Source organism: Paenochrobactrum gallinarii (assembly GCF_014205685.1).
Classification (GTDB): domain Bacteria; phylum Pseudomonadota; class Alphaproteobacteria; order Rhizobiales; family Rhizobiaceae; genus Paenochrobactrum; species Paenochrobactrum gallinarii.
In genome coordinates, this window is record NZ_JACIIU010000010.1 from 37,881 (window position 1) to 56,198 (window position 18,318).

Sequence of the window (18,318 nt, forward strand, 5' to 3'; positions counted from 1 at the left end):
ACACATTTTACAAGGGTTGCTGATATGATCAATAAGTTCAAAGTCCTGATCGCAGCTTCCGTATTGTTCTCGGCAGCGGCTCCGGCACAGTCTGCCTCTATTTTCCGTGAGATGAAATACTATAATATCAACGGAAAAACGGCTGCCGATCTTGATTATGCCCTGTCGAACAAAGGGCCGTTTTTGAAATCGACCGGCCAGCACCATCCGGGCGCAGCTGAAATTCGCTTTGATGCCAAAGTGCGCTACGGCAAAGAGGACGGCAAAGCCTGCAAGGTGACCGGTGTTTATGTGAATGTGCATGGCAAAGTGTTTCTGCCTCGCTGGAAACAGCGCAAGCGTGCCCCTTTAGAACTGGCGATGATCTGGGATACTTTATCAAGCGACATCAGACGTCATGAGGAAAGCCATCTGGTGATTGCGCGTGTGCATGCCAGTGAAATGGAGCAGACAATTGCCCGGCTTTACAGCCGTAAAGATTGCGCAGACCTGCGTGACGACATCAATCGTGTGACTGAAAAAATCATGGAAAAACATGATAAAGAACAACAGCGTTTTGATCGTGTCGAAACAATCAATTTTGAGAGCCGTTTTGAGCGCTTGCTGACTTACCGGCTGGAGCAGCTCGCAGACAGTCTTTAAAAAACAGCTATAAAAAAGACCGCGCTTTTAATAAAAAGCGCGGTCTTTTTGTTTGTACCAGAACTTTAGATATTCGCTAAAGCCTGTTCCAAATCAGCGATAATATCGTCGGCATCTTCAATACCGATTGAGAGACGGATCACTTCCGGTCCGGCACCTGCTGCCACCTTTTGTTCGTCATTCAGCTGACGATGTGTTGTGGACGCCGGATGAATGACCAGTGAGCGTGTGTCACCAATATTGGCCAGCAGCGAGAACAATTCGAGGTTGCCCACAAACTTCACGCCTTCGTCATAGCCGCCCTTCAAACCGAAGGTGAAGACAGCACCTGCACCCTTTGGTGCATATTTCTGCTGCAAGGCATGATATTTATCATCAGGCAAACCGGAATAGTTGACCCAAGCCACTTTATCATGGGCTTTCAACCAGGTCGCTACCTTCAGCGCATTGTCACAATGGCGCTGCATACGCAGTGGCAATGTTTCTGCACCGGTCAAAATCTGGAAAGCGTTGAATGGCGAAATAGCAGGTCCAAGATCACGAAGACCAAGAACACGCGCGGCAATAGCAAAAGACATATTACCGAATGTTTTGTGCAATTCCATGCCGGCATAATCTGGACGCGGTTCAGTCAGCAGCGGATAATTGCCGGACTTCGCCCAGTCAAATGTGCCGCCATCCACCAGAATACCGCCCATGGAGTTGCCATGACCGCCAATGAACTTGGTCAGAGAATGAACAACGATGTCGGCGCCATGCTCGATTGGACGCACCAGATATGGCGAAGCAAGCGTATTATCAACGATCAGCGGCAGGCCATGTTTATGTGCAACTTCGGCAATGGCTGCAATATCAACGACAATACCGCCCGGATTAGCAAAGCTTTCAATAAAAATCGCACGGGTGCGATCATCAATCTGCGCTTCAAATGAAGACGGATCAGTGGCTTCTGCCCAGCGCACATGCCAGTCAAAGGCTTTGAAAGACTGACCGAACTGGTTGATCGAACCACCATAAAGCTTGTTACCGGCAACGAAATTATCGCCTGGTCGCATCAGCGTATGGAAAACCAGCATTTGCGCCGCATGGCCGGATGCGGTTGCAACAGCCGCGGTACCGCCTTCCAAAGCTGCAACGCGCTCTTCCAGCACAGCAGTGGTCGGGTTGGTGATGCGGGTATAAATATTGCCGAATGCCTGCAAGCCAAACAGCGAAGCTGCATGATCAGCATCATCAAAGACAAAGGCTGTCGTCTGATAAATCGGCGTTGCACGTGCGCCTGTGGTCGGGTCTGGTTTGGCTCCGGCATGAATTGCCAGTGTTTCAATTCCGGGTGCGCGCTTTGACATTAAATCCCTCCATAGGCGAATAAATTCGCAATACCGTTTTTGTTGGTAGCGAACTTATGGATAAACCATAAAAAAGCAAATGATCCGATGCTAGAAAGCGAGCATTTAAGCAAAATATTTTCTCAAAATTTACGATTTTGAAAAAATAAAACCGGATCAAGGTGGAAAGGCGTGAAATCAGCCGATCAGGCGCGGATATTCAATCGCCGGACAGCGGTTCATGACCACTTTAAGCCCTGCGTCATGCGCACGTTTTCCGGCGTCTACATCGATCACGCCAAGCTGTGTCCAAAGCACTTTTGGCTGCGCTTTTAAAGACAGGATTTCATCGACAATGCCAGCCACGGCATTGGACGCTCTGAAAACCTCAACCATGTCGACTGGCTCCGGAATATCGCTTAAACTAGCATAAACCGATGCGCCAAGTATTTCTTTGCCAGCCTGCCCCGGATTAACCGGCAAAACGCGATAGCCTTTTTGCAACAGAAATTCCATGACATGATAGCTTGGGCGGTCTTCATTGGGGGATGCGCCAAGCAGTGCAATAGTTTTGACGGTAGATAAAATCTCGCGCAATTCTGCATCGCTGTCATTCAAATAGGTGCTCATCATTACCCCTTAAGTACGGTTTGCTTCATTTAATGAATATGGCATGTTTTGATGAAAAATTTAATAGGGAACGAAACTTGTGCAGCCAAATTTAACCCCCGTTATGTCCGTGGCGGAACTGGAAGACTTTTTAAACCGCGAATTTCCGCAATTGCATGAATCGGGTCGCGATTATCATGTGGCTGAAATTGATGCAGGCCGCGCCGTTATGACATTGAATGCAGGTGCTAAACATTTGCGCCCCGGCAATACGGTTTCCGGCCCCTCACTCTTTATGCTGGCAGATGTCTGCGCTTATGCGGTGATTTTGGCGCATATCGGCCCTGTAGCGCTTGCTGTCACGACCAATCTTAATATCAATTTTTTACGCAAGGCGGAGGCCGGTTTATTAAAGGCCGAAGCCAGATTGCTTAAACTTGGCAAACGTCTCGCTGTCGTGGATATTTTCATCACAGATAGTCATGAAGCCTTGATTGCCCATGCAACAACGACATATTCCGTGCCGCCAAGCCGATAAATTATGAGGTATCATAATACCGTAATATTAAGCTGTTGATTTTATTATATAATTTACAAGACGCTCATTTTAATGCGCTTGACGTACCTGTAAGAGTTGTGTAAGTGACACCCAGAATGTGTGAGGGCTAACTTCGCACATTTGTTTATGTTGTGAAGGTTCCGTCCGGAACACTCATAATACAAGCAACAAAAAATGCCTTCCATGCAGGAAGGATTATCCAAGGAAAACTTTTATGGCAACTTTCTCTCAGAAGCCAGCCGAAGTTGAGAAGAAGTGGATTTTGATTGACGCCGAAGGTCTCGTCGTTGGTCGTCTTGCCACTCTCGTCGCCAACATTCTGCGCGGTAAGAACAAGCCAACCTTTACCCCACACGTTGATGATGGTGACAATGTCATCGTAATCAATGCTGACAAGGTTGTATTCACCGGTAAGAAATATACCGACAAGAAATACTACTGGCACACCGGCCATCCGGGCGGAATCAAAGAGCGTACAGCTCGCCAGATTCTTGAAGGCCGCTTCCCTGAACGCGTATTCGAAAAGGCTGTTGAACGTATGGTTCCACGTGGCCCGCTCGGTCGTCGTCAGATGAAGAACCTGCGTGTTTATGCAGGCACCAGCCACCCGCACGAAGCTCAGCAGCCTGAAGTCCTCGACGTAGGCGCGCTGAACCGTAAGAACAAAGGGATTGCATAATCATGGCTGAGCTAAACTCGCTCGAAGATCTGGGCACAGTTGTTGCAACTGAAGCCGCAGCTCCGGTTCATGTACAGAAGCTCGATAAACTTGGCCGTGCATATGCAACCGGCAAGCGTAAAGATGCTGTAGCTCGCGTTTGGGTAAAGCCAGGCAGCGGCAAGATCACTGTAAACGGTAAAGACTTTACCGCTTACTTCGCACGTCCGGTGCTTCAGATGATCCTGCAGCAACCAATCGTTGCTTCAAACCGCAACGGCCAGTTCGACATTATCGCTACCGTTGCCGGTGGTGGTTTGTCCGGTCAGGCTGGTGCTGTTCGTCACGGCATCTCCAAGGCTCTGACCCATTACGAGCCAGGTCTGCGTGCAGTACTGAAAAAAGGTGGCTTCCTTACACGTGATAGCCGCGTTGTTGAACGTAAAAAGTACGGTCGTGCGAAAGCCCGTCGTTCTTTCCAGTTCTCGAAGCGCTAATACGCTTTTCGACTTCGACAAGAAAGCGGGTCTTCGGATCCGCTTTTTTTGTATGTTTCGCCGTAAGGTAAAGAGATACAAAAACGACTATTTACGACACCCCAATGAAATCATACAAATTGAATATAATCGCGATGATTGTGCTATGATTATATTGTATGACTGAAATCGCAGACTCATAGCTGCTTCTTATAATCGCGTTTATTTCTTAAATTAAATTATAAGAAAACGATCGCAACTAATTGAAATTTATAAAGATAAGGCAAAGAAGAATGAAACCGAAAATCTTCATTGATGGCGAACATGGCACAACCGGCTTGCAGATCCGCACCCGACTGGCTGGCCGCACCGATCTTGAAGTTATTTCGATTCCCGAAGAAGAACGCCGCAACAAGGATATGCGCGCTGATTATCTGCGCGCTGCCGACATTGCCATTCTTTGCCTGCCTGATGACGCCTCAAGAGAGGCGGTCAGCCTTTTGCATGGCCACAATGATACCCGCATTATTGACACGTCGACCGCGCACCGTATCCATGCTGACTGGGCTTACGGTTTTGCAGAATTGGAAAAAGCACAGCGCGAGCGCATCAAGTCTGCGCGCCTTGTGGCAAATCCTGGTTGCTATCCGACCGGTGCGATTGCCCTCGTGCGCCCTTTGCGTGACGCTGGCCTTCTTGGCTCCGATCATGCCATCAGCGTCAATGCAGTTTCCGGCTATACCGGCGGCGGCAAGCAGATGATTGCCCAGATGGAAGATCCGAATAATCCGGAACATATCAGCGCTAATAACTTCCTTTATGGCACGTCACTGCGCCACAAGCACGTGCCTGAATTGCAGATGCATGGCCGCTTGGAAAAACGCCCTGTCTTCAGCCCGAGCGTTGGCCGTTTTGCACAAGGCATGATTGTTCAGGTTCCGCTTTTCCTTGATCAGATGCAGGGTAAACATTCGCTGAAAAGCATTCATGAAGCACTCACCGCTCACTATGCGGGTCAGGATATTGTCCGCGTTGTACCGCTCGAAGAAAGCGCCAATGCCGGCCGCATTGATGCAGAAGAACTTGCCGGCACTGACGGCATGAAGCTTTATGTCTTCGGCACCGAAGGCGACGGTGAAGTCAACCTCGTTGCAGTACTTGATAATCTTGGCAAAGGCGCATCCGGTGCAGCTGTCCAGAATATGGATCTGATGCTGAGCTAAATGATGATTGCACCAGCCTTCCCGCAAGACTGGGCTATTCAGGAGCATGCACTTCTGGTTGAAACTTTTAGTAGTTTCATCTGGAAAGTCCGGCTCCTGAATGATGAAATTGCCATCGTCAAAGAGATAAAAATCTTTGACGATGATAAGGACGAGCTACGTGGCGCCCATTATCTGCGCTGGCATAATGACGGAGCTTGTGTGCGTCTGCTTGATTTTCAGGACAGACAAATGCTTTTGGAATATGCAGGCGATAAGACCTTAAAACAGGTCATTACTGAGCAGTCTGATAGTGACGCCACAGCTATCGCTGCCGGGGTCATAAAAGATTTGTTGGCACGATCTGACAAACCAGCCCCAACTCAATTACAGCCATTGCGTGATCGGTTTCAAAGTCTCTTTGAGAAAGCTAGTAGCGACTATTTAATCAAGCCTGACAGTTTTTATGTCAAGGCTGCAACTATGGCTGAGAACCTGCTCGGCAATCAGCAGAATTTACGCGTGTTGCATGGTGATATTCACCATGAAAACATCATGCGGAGCAAGCGTGGCTGGCTGGTGATTGACCCTAAAGGTCTTTATGGCGATATGGGTTTTGATACAGCCAATATGTTTTATAATCCGCTCAATCAGACTGACTTAACAGCTGATCCGGCACGTATTGCAAACATGGCAGAAAGCTTTGCCAAAGCACTCAATCAATCACCGCGCCATATTTTGGATTATGCGGTGATTTACGGCGCCTTATCAGCCAGCTGGCACGCCAATGATGGTAATAATGCCGATGAAGCTGAAGAGCTTATGGTTGCGAGTGCCATCTTAGACACCAGCAACCATTATTTTTAAAAAATCAATAAGCGCCTTTGGTCGCGCGCCAATGCGCGACCGCAAAAGCCAGCACAACCAATGCAAATCCCTGATGCAACAGACCCCAGTGCAGCGGAACCATGGTCAGCAATGTTGCAATCCCGATGCCTGCCTGCACGAGAACCAGTGCTGTCAGCACCATAGCGCGTCTGGCATGCGTTGTGCCGCTTGCATGACGGGCAACCTGCACCACATGTAAAACAGCCAAAAGCAGCACCGTATAAGCCACCATACGATGGATAAACTGAACGGTTTTCGGATTTTCAAAAATATTGCGCCACAGTGGTGACTGACTGAAAAGATCGGACGGGATGATTGCACCATCCATCAGCGGCCATGTGTTGAAGGTGAGGCCTGCATGCAGGCCCGCAACCAGACCACCCAGATAAATCTGCACCAAAACCGCAAAAACCAACCAGCCGGCAAAGCGCTGAATATTACGTTGCGCTTTATTTTCCGTATATTCAACCAGACCCCGCGCCACATAAAAGACGGCAGTGATAATAATGCATGCCATTGTTAAATGAACGGCCAGACGATATTGGCTGACATGGGTTAAAACGCTTAGGCCCGAAGCAACCATCCACCAGCCAATCGCCCCCTGCAATGCACCAAGTGCCAGAATGCCAAGCATACTGGTTTTAAGTCCGTCTTGCAGGCGACCGCTAATCCAGAAAAAGATCAATGGAATGGCAACCAGAAAGCCGACAAAGCGTGCCAGCATACGATGCGCCCATTCCCACCAGAAAATATACTGAAACTCGTAAAGGCTCATACCTTTGTTAATTTGCTCATATTGCGGGATCTGGCGATATTTTTCGAACTCTTCAACCCATTCTGCATGATTGAGCGGCGGGATAACGCCATGGATCGGCTTCCACTCAGTAATGGAAAGGCCTGAGCCGGTCATACGTGTGGCACCGCCCACCATGACAATGGCGATCAGCACGACAAAAACTGCATAGAGCCAGTATTTCACGAGATTGCGGTCACGGCGCTGTTTTTCGGTTAAACCCGCGCCGTCAGGCTGATGATAATAGTCCGGCATCGAAGCAGTTTTCATTTTGAAACCCTATGCCCACAGCAAGTGGCCGATGAGCGTATGAATGTTAATTATGAAGCAATTTTCATCACTTAAGGTAAAATTCCCGCACATGATCTTTAGCGCATTTTTGCAATGCGCGTAAACATGTAAGGATCAATGACAAATCAAATTGAGACTGACAAGAGAGCAGCGCGCGACAGATAGGCACGTCACTTGATCCAAGCTGCCGCTGTACTCTTGATATTACTATCATTATAAGCTGATCACGCTATAATAGTGCAATATTGATTTTGGGAGAGAAACATTGCCAGTGCGTTTGAAAAAACTGATCGGAACTTTTTTGCTGGTTTCGCTCGTCATTATTTATGCACTGCTGGCAACGATCATCGCTGTGGCTCATTTAGGTGATGCCAGCGTATGGGTTCACTTGCTTTATTTCGCAGTCACCGGACTGCTCTGGATTGTTCCGGCAATGGGCATCATCTGGTGGATGGCGCAGCCGCCTCGCTCACGCGCAGATGGATAAATGTTCCATAGCCACTCTGGCTTAAATCATGGGCATGTTTGGCAATTTCTTCGCGTTCACAATCATAAACCGTGAGCGCGATTTGCGTTTTATGGGTAACCAGAGCTGCAATATCTGCTGCCCATGTCGGTCCGCATTCCAGCACGACAAGATCATAAACCGTTTCCAGCGCCCCAATAATCAGGCTTAAATCTTTTTCATTCTTCATGGCCTGCGACGGATCGGTCGAGCCAAGCGGCATCACATGGGCATCAGAATAATGATCTGCATGGATTGCATCGGCAAAGCGCACACGCCCAACTAAAAGATCGGTTACCCCTGCCTCATAATGACCATCCAGCATGGTGGCGCTGACAGCACCCGTGCCGGTCATATCAACGAGAATAACGCGGGAACCACGATCGGCAAGTTCACGCACCAGCTCAAGCGTCACAACCGCGCCATTATCGCCCTCAGGAGAGATCGCCAATATCCGGCTTATTTCCAAATGATGTAATGCGCGTGCAAAAACATTGACCACATAGTGATTTTCATTTTTTTCCAAGGCTGGCTGTAGATCAGACATTGTCTGGACTGGCTCGGGGTCTGATTGTTCTTCACGCATTAAACTATCTTCATCATGCTTTGCCACAACAGGTGTATCTGGCATTATCTCATGCGGCTCATCTTCAACCACATTTTTCTGCTCAACAAAAGGTGCAATCAGTGCGCGCCCGCTCATCAGCTCAGACAAAATCACCATGCTGGAAATTAATAAAACGCCGCTGACACAACAGGCACTGATAATCTTAAATGATAAAATAGCATGAGATATCCCGCTTTTACGGCTCGCGATGATCAAAGCATCAGGATAAATCCAATAGCAGACAACCCAGGCTATCAGCCCCATCAAGACTGCGCCACCAATAATAAGATATGAATTGCGCCAGATGCTTTTAAAAAGAACAGTGCTGTCTACATCAGCTTCTTTAAATGAAAAGCTTCTTTTCGTGTCCTTACCGGACATCCATGAACTCCACCAACATTACGCCCCTGCCATTGCAAGTTTGACCGTAACTTAACTTCATCACTTAAGCATTAATATTGATCACCTGCTCTGCAACATTTGTGGCATTTTTTGTGAATGGATTGATTTACCAGATAAATTGCAAGCGGCTCGCACATTCTTTACGCTGTATTAACCTTAATCATTCGATAAAGATCAGGTAAATTCATTATAAGCAATCGGGAATCGGTGTAACAAGCTGAGTTAATTAATAGACGGCTTGATACACCCTAAGGGTCAGTGATGTTTGGTCAGTTAAAATCAAATGCAGGCAAAGCAAAATGGGCATTTCTTGCCATGAGTGCTGTTTGCCTTTCACTGAGCGGCTGCTCCGGCTATCGCCCTGCCCCTGATAGTTTCTTCAAGGTTTTAAATCAGCCTTACACATTGGATGCGGGTGATCGTGTACGGGTTACTGTTTTCGAACAGACAGACCTTACCAACACATATAGCATTGATCCGGCAGGCTTTCTCTCGTTCCCGCTTGTCGGCAATATTCCGGCCCGTGGTAAAACGGTTAAACAGCTGGAAACGGAAATCGCCAATCATCTGCGCAACGGCTATCTGCGCCAACCTAATGTCAGCGTTGAAATTGACCGTTACCGCCCTGTTTTCATCATGGGTGAAGTGGGGGCTGCCGGTCAATATGCTTATGTGCCTGGCATGACTGCACAAAAAGCAATTGCAGCAGCTGGTGGCTTTACACCACGTGCCAATCAAAATGACATCGACATTACCCGTCAGATCAAGCAGCAGATTATTACAGGACGTGTTGTTATTTCTTCGCCGATTATACCGGGCGACACAATTTATGTGCGCGAAAGATTGTTCTGATAGAAACCCACACTTACCAGTTCAGGCTTGAATTTTCTCTATCCTCTTAATTTTAATAAAAAATCCTCAGTTTTTTACAAGGATTTTTGCCGCACAACATGGTAAAGCATTGGCATTGATCCATCTTTTCTGACGTGAGGCTTTCTCAGTGGGCGACGATACAAAAAGCCAGAACACAAACTCCGAGCCTGTTGCGCTTAATCCAATGGCTGCACAGGTTGCTGAGCAATATAAAAACAACACCTATTCTCCGGTGATGTTTTGTGGCCTTGTTCGTATTGCTGAGTTTACCGCAGTTACTTTAGCGGGGATCGGCTGTTTTCTTTTTTATGTCGGATTCAACTCAAAAGTTTGGCTTTATTATCCGTTTGTGAGCCTATTTGGGGCGGCGCTCTATCTGATCTTCATGGAAATCAATGATGGTTTTCAGCTCTCAGCTTTGCGATCCCCGCTGAAACAGATCAGCCGGATTCTCATTGCATGGGTTTCCGCTTTCACGGTGCTGACAGCAGCTGCTTTCTTACTAAAAGTGTCGGCTGATTTTTCGCGTTTCTGGTTTTTACTATGGTTTGTGTCCGGCTTCTGCCTGCTCATTATCATGCGCACTCTGACGGCCTACAAAATCCGCTCATGGGTTCGTGATGGCACTATGGAACGTCGAGCCGTGATTGTTGGCGGCGGAGCCAATGCGGAAACACTTATTCGCTCGCTTGAAGCGCAACCGGAAAATGATATTCGCATTTGCGGAATTTTTGATGATCGTGACAATCGTCGCTCGCCACCCATTGTTGCGGGCTATCCAAAACTTGGCAACATTTCCGAGCTGGTGGAATTTGCCCGCATCGCGCATATTGATATGCTGATTGTCTCCATTCCGATCTCTGCGGAAGAACGTGTTCTGTCGCTTTTGAAAAAACTATGGGTGTTGCCGGTCGATATTCGCCTTTCAGCGCATAATAGCCACTTGCGTTTTCGTCCGCGCGCTTATTCCTATATCGGCAATCTGCCCATGCTGGATGTGTTCGACAAGCCAATTACCGACTGGGATTCGGTTGCAAAACGTATCTTTGACATCATCTTCAGCCTTATCGGTATTATTGTTTTTTCCCCCATTATGTTGCTCACCGCGATTGCAATTAAGCTCGACAGCCGTGGGCCGGTATTTTTCAAACAAAAACGCCATGGCTTTAATAATGAAGTGATTGAAGTGCTGAAATTCCGCTCCATGTATCACGAGCAGAGCGATTTCACTGCGAAAGTCACTGTCAGTCGTAATGACCCGCGTGTCACCCGTGTCGGGCGTTTTATCCGTAAAGCGTCTATTGATGAGCTGCCGCAGTTTTTCAATGCGCTGATGGGCTCTCTCTCGCTTGTCGGCCCTCGCCCTCATGCGGTTTCAGCGGTCTCTCACAACCTGCTTTATAATGAAGTGGTGGATGGCTATTTTGCCCGTCACCGTGTGAAACCCGGCGTCACCGGCTGGGCACAGATTAATGGCTGGCGTGGTGAGATTGATAATGCGGAAAAAATCCGTATGCGCACCGAGTTCGATCTTTATTATATCGAAAACTGGTCACTATGGTTTGACTTGAAAATTTTATTCCTCACGCCAATCCGGTTACTCAACACTGAAAACGCCTATTAACGTAATAAAAAAGCGGCTTTGAGAAATCAAATCCGCTTTTTTTTAAATCACTACAAGCTTAAATCTTAAGGGATCAGGATTGTACCACCCGTGGTTTTACGCCCTTCCAGATCCTCATGCGCCTGACGTGCATCTTTAAGCGCATAGGTCTGGTTGATGTTAATTTTCACCACACCTTTGGCAACAACATCAAAGAGATCCTGTGCTGTTTGTTCCAGTTCTTCACGCTTGGCAATATAATGGAACAAAGTTGGGCGGGTCACAAAAAGTGAACCTTTTTGCGATAGTAATCCTAAATCAAATGGCGGAACAGAGCCGGATGACTGGCCGAAACTGACCAGCATACCGCGGAATTTAAGCACATCAAGCGAGCCCATATAGGTGTCTTTGCCAACGGAATCATAAACGACATCGACGCCTGCGCCATTGGTGATCTCTTTAACGCGATCAACAAAGTTTTCGGTGTTGTAATTGATGACATGGTCAAAACCATGTGCACGCGCCAGATTGGCTTTTTCCTCCGAACCGGCAGTGCCGATCACGGTTGCGCCCAGATATTTTGCCCACTGGCCTGCAATCAAGCCGACACCGCCAGCAGCGGCATGAAACAGTATGGTTGTGCCAGCCTGAACCTTAAAAGTCTGGCGCAGCAAATATTGAGCGGTCATGCCTTTCAGCATCATACCGGCCGCTTGCTTCAGATCAACTTCATCAGGCACGATCACCAAACGATCAGCCGGCACAATGCGCTCATCTGCATAAGAGCCCGGAGAGCCGACATAGGCCACGCGGTCACCAATTTTCACATTGGTGACACCCTCGCCAACCGCAACCACAATACCGGCACCTTCATTACCAGGGGTAAAAGGCAGTTTTTCAGCCTTATAAAGGCCGGTGCGGAAATAAACATCAATGAAGTTAACACCAACTGCCACATGACGAACCTTAGCCTCACCAGCTTCAGGCTCACCAATTTCAACTGACTGGTATTTAAGTTCTTCTGCGCCGCCCGTTTGCGATACTCTGATTGCGTTGATCGTCATATGCTACCCTTCACATTTTCACCTGAACTACCAAGCTTTGGAAAAAACTGCATAACCGCACCGATACAATACATGTAGATACCGGCAACCGAGATTGCCACGCGCAGCCATAACGGCGCATCAAGCGAGTAATAAAGCGCTGTAACACCAAGCACACACCATAACAGGAAAATGCTTAAGTTGAGCATACGCAGACGTACGACCCGCACCGGATGCAGGAAGTAAATCGGCATGAATGAGAGAATGGCCGAGAACACAACAATGCTGAAGGCGACCCATTCGCCCGGACGCACGATAAATAAGGTGAAAACAACCATGTTCCAGACAACCGGAAAACCTTTGAAGAAGTTTTCACGTGTTTTCATTCCTGTATCGGCATAATAAATGGCACTGGAGACCACAATAATCGCGCCCGAGATGAAAGACAGATTTTGCCCCATGAAACCGCTTTGATAAAGCGCGAAGGCGGGAATCAAAACATAGGTCACATAATCGATAATATTATCGAGCAACTCGCCTGACCAGTTTGGCAACACATATTTGACTTCCAGCTTGCGGGCAATCGGCCCGTCAATACCGTCAACAAAGAGTGCGAGCCCCAACCACCAGAACATCGCTGTCCAGCGGCCATCACTGGCAGCAACAATGGACAAAAATGCCAGAAACGAGCCGGATGCTGTGAGTAAGTGAACCGAAAAAGCCTTGGCCTGAGGTGCCGTCACTTTTTTGGCTTTAATCTTGTCTGCGATTTTGCTTTTCACGCTTCTTAACCGTTTCTGTCTCGATCTTTTCGTATGGGCTGCATTATCAGCACGATTTAACATGGGTTTCTACCAGCCTTTAGCAATAGCATGCAAACCACAAAATAAAACCGGCCATTAAATGCACGTTTTCTGCGATTAGCCTTTACACTGTAAAATGCTATAAAAGCCAGCAAGACTTATATTATGTTGAGGAATCAACAAGACGTCTCGTGTGTTGAGGATAAGTTCAATGAAACATGGCCAGACTAGAGATATTATAATCAATGGTGGCGGACCTGCCGGTATGATGGCAGCGCTGGCGTTAACGGGGCGCGGCTATCATGTCACGCTGATCGGCCCTAAATCGGACAAAGATGACCGCCGCACCACTGCTTTGATGAATCCGGCCATTCAGTTTCTGGAAAGTATCAATGTATGGGACGCTATCCGGCCGAAAGCCGCTGCCTTATCTTCCATGCGGATTATTGATGGCACCAAGCGCCTCATCCGCAGCCCGACCGTGACATTCAGAGCATCTGAACTTGGTGAAGAAACATTCGGTTTCAATATTCCCAACGCGCATTTGAACGAAAAGCTTAGTGAAGCTGTCATTGCCGATCAACGTATTGAGCGCATCCATGCGCATGCCGGGAGTTTTATCTCCAATACTGATAATGTCGAACTGACTTTATCGGATGGTCAGCTTTTCAATACACGGCTTTTGATTGCTGCTGACGGGCGCAATTCAGGTGCCAGAGATGCAGCCGGTATCCGCACACATCGTTGGGCATATCCGCAAACGGCTGTTGTTTTATGCTTTAGCCATGAGCGCCCACATGAAAATATTTCCACTGAGTTTCACACTGAAACCGGCCCATTTACGCAAGTTCCCTTACAGGGCAACCGTTCAAGTTTAGTCTGGGTGGTGGATCCGGCACAGGCTTCCGCGCTTTTAACTATGAGTGCAGAACAACTTAGCCGTGAAGTTGAAAACCGTATGCAGCATATGCTGGGCGCTGTGAGTGTTGAAACTGTGCCGCAAGGCTGGCCTCTTTCAGGGCTGGTGCCGCATGTTTTTGCAGCCAAACGCACAATCCTGATCGGTGAAGCAGCCCATGTGTTTCCGCCGATCGGTGCGCAAGGGCTTAATCTGGGCACCCGCGATATTGAAACTATTCTGACTGCGTTAAAAGCCGATATCAGCGATCCGGGTAGTGATCGTGTTATTCGTCAATATGACCGCCTGCGCCGCCCTGATATTCTGGCACGAACCGGCTCGGTCGATGCGCTGAATCGTTCATTACTATCACCGATGCTGCCAGCGCAGATCGCACGCAATCTAGGCCTTGAAATGTTACGTAATTTCATGCCGTTACGTTCATTCTTTATGCGTGAAGGTTTGCGCCCGGGCAGCGGTTTCAACAAAATGCTGCCTGCATTTTCAAAGCGCAAAGCTTGAGCTTTAAAAACTGAACAAAAATAAAGCCGGTCAATCGACCGGCTTTATTGTTTTTATTCCTGCAATGATCAGCTGGACTGACTATTGCCGATATTAATTTCAATCAGCATGAAAGCCGGAATATCATTACCGAAACCAATCGGTGAAGGGCCGTCATCATGATCACGGCGATGATTGTTGCGGCGGTTCTGCTGATCATTCTGACCGCGCAAACGGCGTTCTTCATTCGCAGCGCGGATTTGCTCGCGACGGCTGCCTGCATCAGCAGGTGCAACATTTTTGTGCTGGCCAACAAAAATCGGCACATCATCAATAATAGGCTGTGCGGCTTTGCTCAGATCCTGCGGCATTTCTTCGCTTACACGCGGCTCTTTTTCAGCTACGCGCACATCTTTATCCGCTTTATCTGAATGTTGTGCTTTTTGCGGCTTGCCACGTTGATTACGGCCACGACGATTATTGCTGTTGTCTTCAGTTTCTTCAACGGCAGGCAATGTCGAAAGATCACCGTCAAGCCATTCAATCTTTTCATTGATCATAGCTTCGATCGCAGCCAATGGCTTGGTATCAGCCTGTGTCACGACTGTGAAAGCTTTACCAGAGCGCCCTGCACGACCAGTACGGCCAATACGGTGTACATAATCTTCCGCATGAATAGGCACATCAAAATTGAACACATGGCTGACATCAGGAATATCAAGACCACGCGCAGCCACATCAGAGGCTACCAAAAGCTTCAAACGGCCTTCTTTGAAATTGCTCAGCATAGTCATGCGCGAGCGCTGGTCCATGTCGCCATGCAATGCACCGGCTTCAAAACCGTGTTTTACAAGCGAGCGGAACAGTTCCGACACATCTTTTTTGCGATTGCAGAAGATGATCGCATTTTTCAGTTCAGCTTCTTCCGCATTGATAATATCGCGCAGAGCCGCGCGCTTATCCCAAGGTTTCTTACCGGACTTGATCAGACGCTGTGTCACCGTTTTAGCAGTTGAAGAGGCCTTGGCCGTTTCAATGCGTACTGGTGAATGCAAAAACTGCTCGGTCAGTTTGGTAATTTCCGGCGGCATAGTGGCCGAGAAAAACAAGGTCTGACGGGTAAACGGAATGAGTTTGCAAATACGCTCAATGTCAGGGATGAAACCCATATCCAGCATACGGTCAGCCTCATCAACGACGAGGATTTCCACGCCGGTGAGCAGCAGTTTACCGCGTTCAAAATGGTCAAGCATACGGCCGGGCGTTGCGATCAGGACATCCGCGCCCCGCTCAAGCTTACGCTCCTGCTCTTCAAATGAAACACCACCAATGAGCAAAGCCACATTGAGGCGGTGATTAATACCATATTTGGTGAAGTTTTCTTCCACCTGTGCAGCCAGTTCACGGGTTGGCTCAAGGATGAGCGTGCGCGGCATACGGGCACGGGCACGACCTTTTTCCAGCAAGGTCAGCATTGGTAAAACGAAAGAAGCGGTTTTACCTGTTCCTGTTTGGGCAATTCCCAAAACATCCTTGCGCTCAAGTGCTGGAGGAATTGTGCCGGCCTGAATAGGGGTTGGGGCTGTATAGCCTGCCGTTTCTACAGCTGAAAGCACTTTCGGGGAAAGTCCGAGTTCGGCGAATGTTGTCAATGGAGGCTTAGCTCTCTTAGCTTGGGTTTTAGTGATCATATCATTCTGATGCAGCATTATAAAATGCCAAGCATGACAGAAAGAATATACTTATAAATGATCAGACATTTATCTTTAGCTTTGCGATAAAAGGATGAGCTTCAAAAGTCAACAAAAATGGCATTTTTGTTAAGTTTTGACGGTTCAAAGCGATAAAAATGCTTCAATTAGAGAGCTCCGCAATCAAATCAGAGCAAAAGAAGACTTCATCACCAATCTTAGCGCATATAAAGGCACTGTTATTTACATCATATAGGCGCATAACACACTCTAGATAAGAGGCTTTATAAGAGTATGTGTTAATTGTGCCTGAACTGCTCGGTTAAAATACGCTCATCCCATGAGTGGTTTTTATCAAACAGAATATTGATTTTACTGTTACGTGCTTCACGAATGGTAACACTCAGGACGGATTTCACTTCCTTATTATCCGCAACCGCATTCACTGGGCGCTTATCGGCTTCCAATATATCAAAGCGAACATTTACGTTTTTAGGCAAAAGCGCCCCGCCCCAGCGACGCGGCCGATAAGGGCTGACAGCCGTTAATGCCAGAAGCGGTGCTTCCAGAGGCAGGATCGGCCCTTGCGCCGACAAATTATAAGCGGTTGAACCGGCAGGGGTTGCCAACATCACGCCGTCACAAACAAGTTCTTCCAGCCGCACTTTATCATCAATGGAGATTTGTACCTTGGCCGCCTGATAGGACTGGCGGAACAAAGACACTTCATTAATAGCCATCGCTACGATTTCACCGCCGCTCGCTGCCTTGGCACGCATACGCAAAGGTCGGATTGTTTCCAATTGGGCATCTGCCAGCCGCTCCGGCAGTCCCTCGACATGAAATTCGTTCATTAGAAAACCAACCGAACCGCGATTCATTCCATAGACCGGTTTGCCGGTATTCATAAAGTCGCGAAGCGTTTGCAACATCAAACCGTCGCCACCAAGGGCAACAATCACATCAGCATCCTCAATTTTGGTCTGTCCATAGCGGGCAACGCACAAAGATTCGGCTTCAAGCGATTCTTTTGTGCCGGAAGAAAGGAAATGATAGCTGTTAAATTCACGCGACATATGTTTTTTCAGGCTCCATCAGTGCCAAATTGTGGATGAATAATGCAGTTTATCCATAAAAAGGGGTAGCACAGCTAAAAAAACTTAGCCAGTCGACGTTTTTTTAGATTTTCCCCTTTACTCTTTGAATTAATATGCTATTTCAGCATCAAGGTTGCCCTTATAGCTCAGTTGGTAGAGCACCTGATTTGTAATCAGGGGGTCGGGAGTTCGAGTCTCTCTGGGGGCACCACTTTTCCTAACATGTTTAAATTGTTAGAAGCTTGGTGCTTAATCAAGCGATCATATATATGATCATCAACCTCCCTGATAAATCTTCATGCAAAACGCAAGCACTCCAAACGTGCTTACAGTTGCAGCACATTCTAATTCATTACGAATCAAGTCGATTGATCCGGAAGAATTACCTTCCAACTCAGCATTAAAAATACAGCTCTCTCAAAAAACTTAAATGCTAAGTAAGTGAGCTGCATTCAGGCTCATGATTTCGGTAACGGGGGCTTCCATGTCAAGCATTTTTTGACGTGCGAATACACGCCATAGCTATGGTGTTGATCCTATCTGTATTTTTACGTTCCTGTTTGCGTTGCTGTCTTCGCGTGATGTCAACCCGGGTACATGCTTCGGTCCGTGGTCAGCGCAATTGGCTGCCAACGTGATGCTGGTTCAAATGTAATCCCGATGTGCATATCTCATGGGTGCGCTCGACTTTCATCGGCACAGTCCTGACCCCTGTATCATCTGACAGAAAGTCGGTATCATCGACCCACCTTCGATGAAGGATAACACTGGCACGACGCGCCAAAGCAACCATCGCGCGCTTCGTGCCGCAGCTGCGGATGACCTGTGCAGCCATGTTCTCAGCCATGT

Annotated in this window: 19 protein-coding genes and 1 tRNA gene; 11 read left to right on the forward strand and 9 right to left on the reverse strand. The window is 47.8% G+C overall.

Features of this window, described 5'->3' with window-relative positions; translation table 11 throughout:
• The first annotated feature begins 24 nt into the window (after positions 1 to 24).
• Entirely contained in the window at positions 25 to 642 is a 618-nt protein-coding gene (locus tag FHS77_RS10580; protein ID WP_184223131.1) for a DUF922 domain-containing Zn-dependent protease, read from the forward strand.
• A gap of 65 nt (positions 643 to 707) precedes the next feature.
• Here FHS77_RS10580 and FHS77_RS10585 read toward each other — a convergent pair whose 3' ends face one another.
• Positions 708 to 1,991 carry an O-acetylhomoserine aminocarboxypropyltransferase gene (locus tag FHS77_RS10585; protein ID WP_184223133.1) on the reverse strand — a complete coding sequence of 428 codons (1,284 nt, stop codon included), beginning with the start codon at positions 1,989 to 1,991 and terminating at the stop codon, positions 708 to 710.
• Positions 1,992 to 2,168: 177 nt separating this feature from the next.
• The gene (locus FHS77_RS10590) at positions 2,169 to 2,600 is read right to left on the reverse strand and encodes a CoA-binding protein (RefSeq protein WP_184223135.1); all 432 of its coding nucleotides are present in this window, start codon (positions 2,598 to 2,600) and stop codon (positions 2,169 to 2,171) included.
• 103 nt (positions 2,601 to 2,703) lie between these two features.
• On the opposite strand from FHS77_RS10590, the gene FHS77_RS10595 reads away from it, so the two are divergent.
• From FHS77_RS10595 to FHS77_RS10615, 5 genes are all read left to right on the forward strand, one after another.
• Positions 2,704 to 3,117 (forward strand): PaaI family thioesterase, encoded by a 414-nt coding sequence (locus FHS77_RS10595; RefSeq protein ID WP_184223240.1) that lies wholly within the window; start codon positions 2,704 to 2,706, stop codon positions 3,115 to 3,117.
• 235 nt (positions 3,118 to 3,352) lie between these two features.
• Entirely contained in the window at positions 3,353 to 3,817 is a 465-nt protein-coding gene (rplM, locus tag FHS77_RS10600) for a 50S ribosomal protein L13 (RefSeq protein WP_184223136.1), read from the forward strand.
• A 2-nt stretch (positions 3,818 to 3,819) separates the two neighbouring features.
• Complete coding sequence (rpsI, locus tag FHS77_RS10605) at positions 3,820 to 4,293, forward strand: 30S ribosomal protein S9 (protein ID WP_184223138.1); 474 nt, start codon at positions 3,820 to 3,822, stop codon at positions 4,291 to 4,293.
• 272 nt (positions 4,294 to 4,565) lie between these two features.
• The gene (argC, locus tag FHS77_RS10610) at positions 4,566 to 5,495 is read left to right on the forward strand and encodes an N-acetyl-gamma-glutamyl-phosphate reductase (protein ID WP_184223140.1); all 930 of its coding nucleotides are present in this window, start codon (positions 4,566 to 4,568) and stop codon (positions 5,493 to 5,495) included.
• A complete protein-coding gene (locus FHS77_RS10615) occupies positions 5,496 to 6,341 on the forward strand; it encodes an aminoglycoside phosphotransferase family protein (RefSeq protein ID WP_343060996.1) in 846 nt (281 codons plus the stop codon). It begins immediately after the preceding gene.
• Between the two features lie 4 nt (positions 6,342 to 6,345).
• Here FHS77_RS10615 and FHS77_RS10620 read toward each other — a convergent pair whose 3' ends face one another.
• A complete protein-coding gene (locus tag FHS77_RS10620; protein ID WP_184223244.1) occupies positions 6,346 to 7,410 on the reverse strand; it encodes a COX15/CtaA family protein in 1,065 nt (354 codons plus the stop codon).
• 301 nt (positions 7,411 to 7,711) lie between these two features.
• Here FHS77_RS10620 and FHS77_RS10625 point away from each other — a divergent pair, with 301 nt between their 5' ends.
• Positions 7,712 to 7,933 (forward strand): DUF2842 domain-containing protein, encoded by a 222-nt coding sequence (locus FHS77_RS10625; RefSeq protein ID WP_184223142.1) that lies wholly within the window; start codon positions 7,712 to 7,714, stop codon positions 7,931 to 7,933.
• Here FHS77_RS10625 and FHS77_RS10630 read toward each other — a convergent pair.
• Positions 7,887 to 8,939 (reverse strand): tyrosine-protein kinase family protein, encoded by a 1,053-nt coding sequence (locus FHS77_RS10630; RefSeq protein WP_184223144.1) that lies wholly within the window; start codon positions 8,937 to 8,939, stop codon positions 7,887 to 7,889. The two genes, FHS77_RS10625 and FHS77_RS10630, sit on opposite strands and share 47 nt — an antisense overlap.
• A 282-nt stretch (positions 8,940 to 9,221) precedes the next feature.
• Between FHS77_RS10630 and FHS77_RS10635 the strand changes: the two genes are divergently transcribed.
• Positions 9,222 to 9,812, forward strand: a complete 591-nt coding sequence (locus tag FHS77_RS10635; protein ID WP_184223146.1) for a polysaccharide biosynthesis/export family protein — start codon at positions 9,222 to 9,224, stop codon at positions 9,810 to 9,812.
• A 148-nt stretch (positions 9,813 to 9,960) separates the two neighbouring features.
• The gene (locus tag FHS77_RS10640) at positions 9,961 to 11,457 is read left to right on the forward strand and encodes an undecaprenyl-phosphate glucose phosphotransferase (protein WP_343060997.1); all 1,497 of its coding nucleotides are present in this window, start codon (positions 9,961 to 9,963) and stop codon (positions 11,455 to 11,457) included.
• Positions 11,458 to 11,522: 65 nt separating this feature from the next.
• On the opposite strand, the gene FHS77_RS10645 is transcribed toward FHS77_RS10640, so the two are convergent.
• Positions 11,523 to 12,500 carry a quinone oxidoreductase family protein gene (locus FHS77_RS10645; protein WP_184223148.1) on the reverse strand — a complete coding sequence of 326 codons (978 nt, stop codon included), beginning with the start codon at positions 12,498 to 12,500 and terminating at the stop codon, positions 11,523 to 11,525.
• On the reverse strand, positions 12,497 to 13,324 hold the full coding sequence (gene pcsA, locus FHS77_RS10650; RefSeq protein WP_184223150.1) for a phosphatidylcholine synthase: 828 nt from the start codon (positions 13,322 to 13,324) through the stop codon (positions 12,497 to 12,499). The genes FHS77_RS10645 and pcsA overlap by 4 nt, the downstream gene beginning before the upstream one ends.
• 169 nt (positions 13,325 to 13,493) lie before the next feature.
• Between pcsA and FHS77_RS10655 the strand changes: the two genes are divergently transcribed.
• On the forward strand, positions 13,494 to 14,702 hold the full coding sequence (locus FHS77_RS10655) for a UbiH/UbiF family hydroxylase (protein WP_184223152.1): 1,209 nt from the start codon (positions 13,494 to 13,496) through the stop codon (positions 14,700 to 14,702).
• A gap of 68 nt (positions 14,703 to 14,770) precedes the next feature.
• Here the strand turns inward: FHS77_RS10655 and FHS77_RS10660 are convergent, their stop codons facing one another.
• Both FHS77_RS10660 and FHS77_RS10665 read right to left on the reverse strand, forming a co-directional pair.
• Positions 14,771 to 16,333 carry a DEAD/DEAH box helicase gene (locus FHS77_RS10660; RefSeq protein ID WP_246431296.1) on the reverse strand — a complete coding sequence of 521 codons (1,563 nt, stop codon included), beginning with the start codon at positions 16,331 to 16,333 and terminating at the stop codon, positions 14,771 to 14,773.
• A 338-nt stretch (positions 16,334 to 16,671) separates the two neighbouring features.
• Positions 16,672 to 17,448, reverse strand: coding sequence for an NAD kinase (locus FHS77_RS10665; RefSeq protein WP_184223154.1), 777 nt, complete (start codon positions 17,446 to 17,448; stop codon positions 16,672 to 16,674).
• 156 nt (positions 17,449 to 17,604) lie between these two features.
• On the opposite strand from FHS77_RS10665, the gene FHS77_RS10670 reads away from it, so the two are divergent.
• A tRNA-Thr gene (locus FHS77_RS10670) sits at positions 17,605 to 17,680 on the forward strand.
• A gap of 402 nt (positions 17,681 to 18,082) precedes the next feature.
• On the opposite strand, the gene FHS77_RS16125 is transcribed toward FHS77_RS10670, so the two are convergent.
• Positions 18,083 to 18,316, reverse strand: coding sequence for a hypothetical protein (locus FHS77_RS16125; RefSeq protein ID WP_210307107.1), 234 nt, complete (start codon positions 18,314 to 18,316; stop codon positions 18,083 to 18,085).
• Between the last annotated feature and the right edge of the window lie 2 nt (positions 18,317 to 18,318).

Bases quoted from the DNA above. Each gene is read 5' to 3' on its own strand.
- FHS77_RS10580 (WP_184223131.1), top strand. From the start codon at position 25: ATGATCAATAAGTTCAAAGTCCTGATCGCAGCTTCCGTATTGTTCTCG.
- FHS77_RS10585 (WP_184223133.1), bottom strand. From the start codon at position 1,991: ATGTCAAAGCGCGCACCCGGAATTGAAACACTGGCAATTCATGCCGGA.
- FHS77_RS10590 (WP_184223135.1), bottom strand. From the start codon at position 2,600: ATGAGCACCTATTTGAATGACAGCGATGCAGAATTGCGCGAGATTTTA.
- FHS77_RS10595 (WP_184223240.1), top strand. From the start codon at position 2,704: ATGTCCGTGGCGGAACTGGAAGACTTTTTAAACCGCGAATTTCCGCAA.
- rplM (WP_184223136.1), top strand. From the start codon at position 3,353: ATGGCAACTTTCTCTCAGAAGCCAGCCGAAGTTGAGAAGAAGTGGATT.
- rpsI (WP_184223138.1), top strand. From the start codon at position 3,820: ATGGCTGAGCTAAACTCGCTCGAAGATCTGGGCACAGTTGTTGCAACT.
- argC (WP_184223140.1), top strand. From the start codon at position 4,566: ATGAAACCGAAAATCTTCATTGATGGCGAACATGGCACAACCGGCTTG.
- FHS77_RS10615 (WP_343060996.1), top strand. From the start codon at position 5,496: ATGATGATTGCACCAGCCTTCCCGCAAGACTGGGCTATTCAGGAGCAT.
- FHS77_RS10620 (WP_184223244.1), bottom strand. From the start codon at position 7,410: ATGCCGGACTATTATCATCAGCCTGACGGCGCGGGTTTAACCGAAAAA.
- FHS77_RS10630 (WP_184223144.1), bottom strand. From the start codon at position 8,939: ATGTCCGGTAAGGACACGAAAAGAAGCTTTTCATTTAAAGAAGCTGAT.
- FHS77_RS10635 (WP_184223146.1), top strand. From the start codon at position 9,222: ATGTTTGGTCAGTTAAAATCAAATGCAGGCAAAGCAAAATGGGCATTT.
- FHS77_RS10645 (WP_184223148.1), bottom strand. From the start codon at position 12,500: ATGACGATCAACGCAATCAGAGTATCGCAAACGGGCGGCGCAGAAGAA.
- pcsA (WP_184223150.1), bottom strand. From the start codon at position 13,324: ATGTTAAATCGTGCTGATAATGCAGCCCATACGAAAAGATCGAGACAG.
- FHS77_RS10655 (WP_184223152.1), top strand. From the start codon at position 13,494: ATGAAACATGGCCAGACTAGAGATATTATAATCAATGGTGGCGGACCT.
- FHS77_RS10665 (WP_184223154.1), bottom strand. From the start codon at position 17,448: ATGTCGCGTGAATTTAACAGCTATCATTTCCTTTCTTCCGGCACAAAA.
- FHS77_RS16125 (WP_210307107.1), bottom strand. From the start codon at position 18,316: ATGGCTGAGAACATGGCTGCACAGGTCATCCGCAGCTGCGGCACGAAG.